Raw genomic sequence first — 9,945 nt, 5'->3', positions numbered from 1 at the left:
CCCCTACGTATTACCGCGGCTGCTGGCACGTAGTTAGCCGGGGCTTCTTATTCAGGTACTGTCATTATCTTCCCTGCTGATAGAGCTTTACATACCGAAATACTTCTTCACTCACGCGGCGTCGCTGCATCAGGGTTCCCCCCATTGTGCAATATCCCCCACTGCTGCCTCCCGTAGGAGTTTGGGCCGTGTCTCAGTCCCAATGTGGCCGTTCATCCTCTCAGATCGGCTACTGATCGTCGCTTTGGTAGGCTCTTACCCTGCCAACTGGCTAATCAGACGCGGGTCCATCTCATAGCGATTCTCTTTTCACCCTCTGCCATGCGGCAGTGTGTGCTTATGCGGTATTAGCAGAAATTTCTCTCTGTTATCCCCCTCTATGAGCCAGGTTGCCCACGTGTTACTCACCCGTCCGCCACTCAGTCTTCCCCTCTTTGACCCGAAGGTCTTAAAGGCTGGACTCCGTTCGACTTGCATGTGTTAGGCACGCCGCCAGCGTTCATCCTGAGCCAGGATCGAACTCTCATTCAATGGAGGCCTTCCGGCCTCCTCCTGCTTCGCTCATTCTTAAGCTTGGCTTTTTTCCTTCTTTTACTGCGAGTTTTCTTCGCTGCACTTTCTGTGCTTTCTGAATCTCTCCTCTGTCCTTCCGCATTCTTCCGCTTCCAAACAGAGACGGCTTTCGCCGTTTCGAATATTCAGGGTCTGTGTATGATTCGATCTTTGATTTTCAAGGTCCTCGCCGTCCCCTTGGGACAGCTCGCTTATGATAGCATCCTCCCCCCTCTTCTGTCAATGCTTTTCTTTAACTTTTCTTTTCCCTCTCTATATCCTCCAGGGAAGTCCGGCCGCCGCAGAAAAGATGCGGGTGATGAGATTTGCCTCCCGGATATAGTTCAGCCAGCTTCCGGGGCGGCTGAATTGCTCCGCGACAGAGATACTCACAGGGTTTTCCGGGAGAAAGGAGAGGAGGATCAGCAAAAGCCAGAGATAAAACAGCCCCTGCAAAAGAGAGAGCAGAGCTCCCAAGCTTCGGTTGATCAGGCTCAGCCCGGGAGCCTCCGCGAGAAGATTCAGGAAGCGAAAGGATATCCCCATAAAGACCTTCACCAAAAGCAAAAGGATCAGAAAGAGAATCGCCGAGATCAGGAGATTGGAGAGCTGCTCCGCGAGATACGAGCTCAGCTTGTCCAGTCCTATCATCCGATAGAGAATCTCCGCATTGGGATCTCCGGCTTCCGCTCCGCCAAGCTGCGGGAGGAGAGGGCGGATTCTGTCCTCCAGAAAGGCATTCGCCGCGCTGTTTTCTGCGAGGAGTTCCTTCACCCTGGGAAAAAGCGCCCTGCATATCAGAAAGCTTGTGAGCGTCGGCAGGAAGGAAAAGAGCATCCGGATCAGACCGCTCTTCCAGCCATAATAAAACATGGCTGCCATTTCGGCAGCCACTGCCAGCTGTACCCAATTTTCCAGAATAATCTTTGCAAGATCCATCAACTGATAAAATTCTCCTCTCTCAGGATCAGCTTGTCATTCTTATCATACTTCGGGTGGAACATGCCGCTGAGCTTCTTTCCGATGGAGGGCTTCTCCGCGCGGTCCGCCGCCTCTTCAATGAGCTCCTCCGCGCTCTGCTTGTTGAGCGGGATTCCATCCTCCTGCATGAGCTCAATCCGCTCATACAGGGCGATCACCGTCTTTCCGGGCATGACACAGTCAATGGAACGCGCATACTCCTGCGCATATTCCGCAAACTCATCGATGCTGAGCTCCCTGTACTGCTCCGGAGTCCTCCGCTCTCTCGCTCCGCTCTCCTCCGGCTTCTCGATCCGCCTGGTATGCTCATTCTCCGCCGCGATCTCCTCCAGAGGGACTCTGGGGCGTTCCTCCTCCGCGGGCTTTTCCCGTTGGACGCTCCTTTCCGCGCGCTGCGGGAAGACCTCGATCTCCCGTTTTTCTTCCGCCCTGTCATACGGCCTCGTCGGACGCTTCTCCTCCTCCGTCTTCTCAGGCTCCTTTTCTTCCTTTGGCTCTGCGTTCAGATCGACATCCTCGAGGAGCTCCTCCTTTTCTTCTTCCTCTTCCTCCGCCTTTTTATCGGAGACAAGATCAAACTTTCGGATAAAGAGCGGCCGGTCCTCCGCCATCCGGTCAAAGGCATCCAGCAGATCTACCAGGACCACGGAGGCGGAATCCGAGAGCTGATCCAGGTATTCGGAGATCTCATCCACCACAGAGTATTTCAGCTCCCCCGCGTGCTCAATGATGAGATCCCTCCCGCGAAGGCGGGGAAGAAAGGTTTTAAAGCCCTTCTCATTCAGCTTCTCCGCCGTGGTCTTGGCCACCTTATAATCCAGCCCGTACTTTTTGTGGAAGAAACGGATCTCATCCACCGCGATGCGGAAGCCGTCCTCGGGAGAAGCGGCCTCGATAATCATATGATAGTTGTGCTTCTCTTCCTCGGGTTCTCCGGAATCAATCTCCTCGATTTCTTCCTCGGGCGTCTCCTCCGTTTCTCCCGTGCTTTTCTCCAGCTCCCTGGCGGAAGAGAGCGGAGCGGAAGGCTCCTCCCTCTCTTCCTCGTCCTCCGCCTCCCTCTCGGGAGGCTGCTTCTTCGGGCTATCCTCCGCCTTCTCTGCGCTCTCTGCCTCTTCCTCTTCTTTTTCGTCCTTAGAGGGCGCGCCGCTCTCGTCCTCCCCTTCCCTTTCCTCTATCACTGCCTCCTCTTCCGGAGACTCCTCCTTCTCCCTTTGCTCGTTGGGCTTTCGAAAGGCCGCCGCCATCTCCTTCTTTGCCTCTTCCTCAGAGACCGGCTCCGCCGCCTCCGGAACGGCATTATTTCCCAGGAAGTCCGCGCCTTCCAGATCATAGTCCTCATTGGGCTCATACTTCATGGAGACCTGGCGAAGCTTATCCTCGTACTTTTCTCGGTTCTCCTCCAGATCCAGCTGTTCCTTTGTGAGAGGCTGATAGCGGCGCTTCAGCTCCATCGCCTTGTCCACATATTTCCCGAGCCCGAAGAGAAGCATGATCTTGTCGCAGGTCCGGATGCATTCCGCTTCCTTTTCCGCGTCCGCATAGAGCTTTGCGAGCTCATAGAGCCATTTTTCATCGACCTCCTCGGAGCTGTACTGCTCCAGGGAACCAATAAGCTGCTCCGGCTTCGCGCCTTTTTTCTTCAGGATCATATAGCGGAGAAGATACTGGCGGGGATCCTCCGGGCTCAGCTCGCAGAAGTCCCGATAGAACTCCATCGCAGCATCCAGATCCCCTTCCTTTACGGAGATCTCCGAGAGACGGAAGAGAAAGCGCTTCCCGACGGGCGCTCTGTCATAGGCAAGCATGAGAATGTCCCTCGCTTCCTGGTATTCACCATTCCGCTCGTAGATATCCGCGATAGAAGAGAGGAGGTTTGCGTTCCGCACCCGATTCCAGTCGATACTGTCCGCGATCTGCATCGCCGTCCTGTAATCTCCCTCCTCTGTCAGTTTTCTGATCCGCTCTGCTCTGATATTAAACTCATTCTTGTCCATAAATCTCTTTCGGCCCTTGTCCTTTCCCTCCCTGGCTCCGGGAGCGCTGCCCTTGGGAGGCGCTGAGAAAAGCGTTCTCCGCATCGGGTCCGTACTGCCGCCCGCGGCTCTTCCTCCTCTCCTGCATGTCCGTCCCCTGTCCCGGGAAAACGGACGGCTCCGCCCGGACGGATATCCCTAGAGTATCACTCTCCCATCCAGCGCGCGGAGCAATGTCACCTCATCTATATTCTCAATATCACCTCCGACCGGAACCCCGGAGGCGATTCGGCTCAGCCTGATCCCGCTCGGCTTAATCAGCTTCGTCAGATAGGTCGCCGTCGTCTCTCCCTCCAGCGAGGAATTGGTGGCGATGATGACCTCATCCACCGGCTTTTGCAGGCGCTGCATGAGCTCCTTTAAGCGGATATCCTCCGGCCCGATCCCAAGCATCGGCGAGATCGCGCCGTGCAGCACATGGTAGACACCGCGGTATCTTCCCGTCCTCTCGTAGGCTCCCATATCTCTCGGATTTTCCACAACCATGATCTGTCTGTGGTTCCGCTCCTCCGAGGCACAGACCGGACAGAGCTCCGAATCCGTGATCGTAAAGCATTCCCTGCAGTAGCGGATATTCTTCTTCGCGGAGAGGATGGATTCCGAAAGCGCCTCCGCCTGCTCCAGCGGACTGTTGATGATGTAGAAGGCCAGCCTCTGCGCGCTCTTCACTCCCACACCGGGAAGACGGGAGAGCTCTGTCACGAGTCTTGCGATATCCTTCGAGAAATATTCCATCCTAAATGCCCAGACCTCCGCCGATATCTCCGATCTTCTTCTGGGAATCTTCCTCCATCTCCGAGAGCGCCTGATTGCAGGCTGTGATAATCATGTCCTGCAGAGTCTCCACATCCTCCGGATCCAGCGCGTCCTTGTCGATCGAGAGCTTGGTGATGCGCTTCTCTCCGGAGACCGTGACCTTCACCGCTCCTCCTCCGACCTGTGCACTGTACTCGGTCTTCGCGAGCTCCTCCCGGGTCTCCTCAAGCTTTTTCTGCATCTTCTGATACTGCTTCATCAGATTATTCATATTCATCCCCGGCATTCCCCCGGAGAAATTCCCGTATCTGGCCATGGTCCTGACTTCCTTCCTCTCTCTCCTTCTCCTCAAAGCTTCCGTCCGCGGCTTCCTCTACCGTCTCCACCGGAAAATGAATCCGCTCAAGATCCGATTCCATCACATAGACCGTGCTCTCTTTGCTCCCGTCAGAAGAATTCTCAACCTGGAAATGTATCTCCCTCTGATATCTCCTTGCGACGAGAGCCTCGATCTCGGAAATCGCCTCCGGCTCTGAGATGATATTATAGCTTGCTTTACTTTTTGTCGCAATGACCATTCCGGACTTTCCCCTTGCGGGGTAGACCCGGGAATTCAGAGCAGCGTTTCGAAGCGGTCCCCCGGAGAGCTCCCGGGAAAGATTCCCCCACTCGCGTTTTAAAAGCATGAGGTCCTCATACTGCGCCCGCGGAAGCGAAACTGTCTTTGGCTCCTTCTCCTCCCCATCGGAAATTTCTGCCCCGGCAGAGTCCTCCGGCTTCCTCTCTTCCCTCCCGGTCGGCGGACAGAGACTGATCCGGCGTGTCAGATCGGCGATCCTCGCATTGATCCCCTCCGGGGAAATATCGGTCTCCGGATAGGCGAGCTTTATGAGCTCGATCTCGATCAATACCCTCTTCTCCGGGGAATAGCGGAGCTGATTGATGAGTTCAGAGAGCCTTCTGATATAGCGGAGAAGCTCATCCGTACTGAAGAGCTCCTTATCCTCCAGGAGCCTCTGAAAATTCTCTCTTGAGAGATCCACAAGACCGCTCAAATCCTCCACCGTCTTTGCGAGCAAAAGATTTCTCACATAATAAAGGAAGTCCGAGAGAAACTGTGAGAGCTCCCTTCCCTGCTCGATGAGCTCGGAAAGGAGAGAGAGTGCCGAGCGGATTTCCCTCGCGGAGAGAGCGCGGATCAGCTCGGAAAAGACGGAGCTGTCCACCGCTCCCAAAATCCCGAGCGCATCCTCATAGTTTATCTCCCGGTCGAACTGAAAGGCAGAGCACTGATCCAAAAGACTCACCGCATCCCTCATCGAGCCGTCCCCTACTCTTGCGATATAGGAGAGCGCCTCCGCGGAGACGGGAATTCCCTCCGCTCCCGCGATCTCTCCGAGGCGCTCCGCGATGACCTCCGAGGAAATCCTCCGAAAGTCATAGCGCTGGCAGCGGGAGAGTATGGTGATCGGAAGGCGGTTCGGTTCTGTCGTCGCCAGAATAAATACCACGTATTCCGGGGGCTCCTCCAGCGTCTTCAAAAAGGCATTGAAGGCAGCCGCGCTCAGCATATGGACTTCGTCAATGATATAAACCCGGTATCTCCCGGAGACCGGCGGGTATTCGACCTGCTCTCGGATCTTTCGGATATCCTCGACGCCATTATTACTCGCGGCGTCCATCTCGAGTACATTCATGCTGGATCCGCTGAGAATCTCTCTGCAGCTTCTGCAAAGATTGCACGGATTCCCGTCCTGCGGATTTTCGCAGTTCACCGCCCTCGCAAAGATCTTTGCGGCAGAGGTCTTCCCCGTGCCGCGGGTGCCGCAGAAAAGGTAGGCGTGTCCGATCTTTCCGCTCCGCACCTGATTCCTGAGCGCTTCCGTGACCGCTCCCTGTCCCTTCAGCTCCCCGAAATCGCGGGACCTCCATTTCCGATAAAGTGCTGTATACAAACTCTTCCTCCGGCTCTCAGATCTCGTCCCCGAAGGAGATCCCCAGCATCCTCGCCTCCGCTACGATACTGGATTTCGGGTCCACCGTCTTCAGCTTCCCGGCGATCTCCGAGAGAGGGACGGAAACCAGTTCATTATTGACCAGCGCGACCATCTTTCCGTACTTTCCCTTCTGAATGAGCTTCGCTGCGGCCGCGCCGACCCTCGTCGCAAATACACGGTCATAGGGTACCGGCTGACCACCCCTCTGCGTGTGGCCCGGCACCGTCACCCTCACCTCTGCCCCCGTCCTCTGCTCGATCTGCTTTGCGAGCTTATAGGAGACGGAGGGATAGAGCCTGAGATCCTCGGCGAGCTTCTTCTTTAACTCCTTCTTCGTGAGCTTTGCCTCCGACTTTGAGATCGCTCCCTCGGCGATCGCGACGATGGAGAAGCGGGAGCCGCTCCTGTGCCGCTCCGCGATCTTCTTGCAGACGGACTCCAGATCATAGGGGATCTCGGGGATGAGAATGATATCGGCTCCCCCCGCCATTGCGGAATAGAGCGTGAGAAAGCCCACCTTGTGGCCCATGATCTCGACGATAAAAACTCTTCCGTGACTTGCCGCCGTCGTATGGATGCAGTCGATCGCATTCGTCGCGACCTGGACGGCGGAATAAAAGCCGAAGGTCATATCCGTCCCGTAGAGGTCATTATCAATCGTCTTCGGACAGCCCACAATATTGAGCCCCTCCTCTGAGAGGAGATTCGCGGTTTTCAGGGAACCGTTCCCCCCTAGGACCACGAGGCAGTCCAGACGGAGCTTCCGATAGCTGTGCTTCATGGCCTCCACCTTGTCGAGACCATTTTCATCCGGCTCACGGATCAGCTTAAAGGGGGTGCGGCTCGTCCCAAGTATGGTGCCTCCGCGAGTCAGAATGCCGGAAAAATCCGACTTTTCCATCTTCCGATACTCGTCATAGATCAGGCCCCGGTAGCCATCCAGAAAACCATAGATTTCCAGATCCTCATAAATCCCGTAGAGAGACTTCGCGACTCCCCGCATCGTAGCGTTCAAAGCCTGGCAGTCCCCGCCGCTGGTCAAAAGTCCCACTCTCATCTAAAACCCTTCCTTTCCGAGCCTCGCTCAGCCGCTCCCCCGCCAACAGGATAACAGCTTGATTATAGCGTTTTGCTATCGAGCTTGCAATATCGTTGTCCTAAACCCCCCGCCGCCGTTCTTATCTCACAATCCATAAGGCACTCTCAATTGACTCTGAAAATTAAAGCTTTAATTTGGATTTGCTGTGTGAATTGAGGCTCTCTGAAGCTCTCTCATCCAAAGCACAGGATGAAACCGCCGGCGGTATTTCCATGCTTCCGGCTTTAACGGCGGGCCGCTTTTCCACCGGCTAAAACTGTAGAACAGGAAGAAAGAAGAAAAAAGTGTGGACAGCCGCATCACAAGGATTTTTCCTCAAAAAAAGATCCCCCGATTATGGGAGATCTATCGTTGCGGGAGTAGGATTTGAACCTACGACCTTCGGGTTATGAGCCCGACGAGCTACCAGACTGCTCCATCCCGCGCTGTAAGTGATGGATGGGGGTGGATTCGAACCACCGAAGTCAGTGACAACAGATTTACAGTCTGCCCCCTTTGGCCACTCGGGAACCCATCCATATATTATGAGAAAACTCATAAGCGACCCGGATCGGAATCGAACCGACGACCTCCGCCGTGACAGGGCGGCGCTCTAACCATCTGAGCCACCGGGCCATTCACAGTCCCCTGTGAAGGCTCGTGCCTTCAAAACCGCAGATTGCAATCCGTTTTGACATCTCTCCGACTATGGATAAGCCCTCGACCGATTAGTAGCTGTCAGCTGCATGCTTTGCAGCACTTCCACCTCAGCCCTATTTACCTCTTTCTCTCAAAGGGGTCTTACTCTTTCGATGGGATATCTCATCTTGAGGTTGGCTTCACGCTTAGATGCTTTCAGCGTTTATCCATTCCCGACTTGCCTACCCTGCTGTGGGATCGATTCCCAACAGGTACAGCAGAGGTCAGTCCATCCCGGTCCTCTCGTACTAAGGACAGATCCTCTCAAATATCCTGCGCCCGCGCCGGATAGGGACCGAACTGTCTCACGACGTTCTGAACCCAGCTCGCGTACCGCTTTAATGGGCGAACAGCCCAACCCTTGGGACCGACTTCAGCCCCAGGATGCGATGAGCCGACATCGAGGTGCCAAACCTCCCCGTCGATGTGAACTCTTGGGGGAGATCAGCCTGTTATCCCCAGGGTAGCTTTTATCCGTTGAGCGATGGCAATCCCACTTTCATACCACCGGATCACTAAGTCCGTATTTCTACTCTGCTCGGACCGTCGCCCTCGCAGTCAGGCTCCCTTCTGCCTTTGCACTCTACGGATGGTTTCCAACCATCCTGAGGGAACCTTTGAGCGCCTCCGATACCCTTTCGGAGGCGACCGCCCCAGTCAAACTCCCCACCTGACAGTGTCCCGCGGCCGGCTTACGGCCTTCGGTTAGAAATCCAGCAGCATAAGGGTGGTATCCCAACAGCGACTCCGAGAAAACCGAAGTTCTCTCCTCCTAGTCTCCCACCTATCCTGTGCATACACTGCCGAATCCCAGTATCAAGCTGGAGTAAAGCTCCATGGGGTCTTTCCGTCCTGGCGCGGGTAACCAGCATCTTCACTGGTACTTCAATTTCACCGGGTGCATTGTTGAGACAGCGCTCAAATCATTACGCCTTTCGTGCGGGTCGGAACTTACCCGACAAGGAATTTCGCTACCTTAGGACCGTTATAGTTACGGCCGCCGTTTACTGGGGCTTCAATTCAAAGCTTCGCTTTCGCTAACCTCTCCTCTTAACCTTCCAGCACCGGGCAGGCGTCAGCCCATATACTTTACCTTTCGGTTTCGCATAGACCTGTGTTTTTGCTAAACAGTTGCTTGAGCCTTTTCTCTGCGGCCCACTCCCGTGGGCACCCCTTCTCCCGAAGTTACGGGGTCATTTTGCCGAGTTCCTTAACAATGCTTCTCCCGTCGGCCTTAGGATTCTCTCCTCATCTACCTGTGTCGGTTTGCGGTACGGGCTCATGATACACAATAGCGGCTTTTCTCGCCACAGTCTCCGGAAGCTTCCCTACTTTTCTTCGTTCCGCTTCACGCCTTTCGGCGCTTGCACCGGTCTTCTCTCTCCCAGCTCTTCCTTCCCCCATGTGTCCCCGCAGTTCTGATATCATTCGGTACTGGAATCTTCACCAGTTCTCCATCGACTACGCTTTTCAGCCTCGCCTTAGGCCCCGACTTCCCCAGGGCAGATCAGCTTTACCCTGGAAACCTTAGATTTTCGGCCTGGAGGATTCCCACCTCCATCTCGCTACTCATTCCGGCATTCTCTCTTCAAAACTCTCCACAGAACCTTCCAGTCCTGCTTCTATGGGTTTTCAATGCTCCTCTACCGATGGATTTCTCCATCCCTAAGCTTCGGTGTCGTGTTTCAGCCCCGTGAATTTTCGGCGCAGGACCTCTCGACTAGTGAGCTATTACGCACTCTTTGAATGTGTGGCTGCTTCTGAGCCAACATCCTAGTTGTCTCTGAGATCTCACATCCTTTCCCACTTAACACGCACTTTGGGACCTTAGCTGTAGATCCGGGCT

Annotated in this window: 7 protein-coding genes, 3 tRNA genes and 2 rRNA genes (1 of these 12 cut by a window edge); all 12 read right to left on the bottom strand. The window is 55.0% G+C overall.

Annotated elements, in window-relative coordinates; translation table 11 throughout:
* A 16S ribosomal RNA gene (locus GCWU000341_RS12470) occupies positions 1-531 on the bottom strand; the annotation flags it as partial.
* Positions 524-655, bottom strand: a complete 132-nt coding sequence (locus GCWU000341_RS14120) for a hypothetical protein (RefSeq protein ID WP_009216427.1) — start codon at positions 653-655, stop codon at positions 524-526. The genes GCWU000341_RS14120 and GCWU000341_RS12470, both read right to left, overlap by 8 nt.
* Before the next feature lie 170 nt (positions 656-825).
* On the bottom strand, positions 826-1,491 hold the full coding sequence (locus tag GCWU000341_RS12465) for a CvpA family protein (protein ID WP_009216426.1): 666 nt from the start codon (positions 1,489-1,491) through the stop codon (positions 826-828).
* Entirely contained in the window at positions 1,491-3,530 is a 2,040-nt protein-coding gene (locus tag GCWU000341_RS12460; protein ID WP_040654479.1) for a tetratricopeptide repeat protein, read from the bottom strand. The genes GCWU000341_RS12465 and GCWU000341_RS12460 overlap by 1 nt, the downstream gene beginning before the upstream one ends.
* A 177-nt stretch (positions 3,531-3,707) precedes the next feature.
* The gene (gene recR / locus GCWU000341_RS12455; protein WP_009216424.1) at positions 3,708-4,304 is read right to left on the bottom strand and encodes a recombination mediator RecR; all 597 of its coding nucleotides are present in this window, start codon (positions 4,302-4,304) and stop codon (positions 3,708-3,710) included.
* A gap of 1 nt (position 4,305) precedes the next feature.
* Entirely contained in the window at positions 4,306-4,641 is a 336-nt protein-coding gene (locus GCWU000341_RS12450) for a YbaB/EbfC family nucleoid-associated protein (protein ID WP_036600457.1), read from the bottom strand.
* Positions 4,589-6,280, bottom strand: a complete 1,692-nt coding sequence (gene dnaX, locus GCWU000341_RS12445; protein WP_009216422.1) for a DNA polymerase III subunit gamma/tau — start codon at positions 6,278-6,280, stop codon at positions 4,589-4,591. Before dnaX ends, GCWU000341_RS12450 begins: the two co-directional genes overlap by 53 nt.
* A gap of 16 nt (positions 6,281-6,296) precedes the next feature.
* Positions 6,297-7,379 carry a 6-phosphofructokinase gene (locus tag GCWU000341_RS12440; RefSeq protein ID WP_009216421.1) on the bottom strand — a complete coding sequence of 361 codons (1,083 nt, stop codon included), beginning with the start codon at positions 7,377-7,379 and terminating at the stop codon, positions 6,297-6,299.
* A 393-nt stretch (positions 7,380-7,772) separates the two neighbouring features.
* Positions 7,773-7,846 (bottom strand) — tRNA-Met (locus GCWU000341_RS12435).
* Between the two features lie 10 nt (positions 7,847-7,856).
* Positions 7,857-7,938, bottom strand: a tRNA-Tyr gene (locus GCWU000341_RS12430).
* A 24-nt stretch (positions 7,939-7,962) separates the two neighbouring features.
* Positions 7,963-8,036 (bottom strand) — tRNA-Asp (locus GCWU000341_RS12425).
* A 71-nt stretch (positions 8,037-8,107) separates the two neighbouring features.
* Positions 8,108-9,945 (bottom strand): 23S ribosomal RNA (locus GCWU000341_RS13815) (it continues 506 nt past the right edge of the window).

Source organism: Oribacterium sp. oral taxon 078 str. F0262, from assembly GCF_000160135.1.
In the GTDB taxonomy this organism is placed as follows: domain Bacteria; phylum Bacillota; class Clostridia; order Lachnospirales; family Lachnospiraceae; genus Oribacterium.
This window is presented reverse-complemented; position numbering and strand designations above follow the sequence as displayed.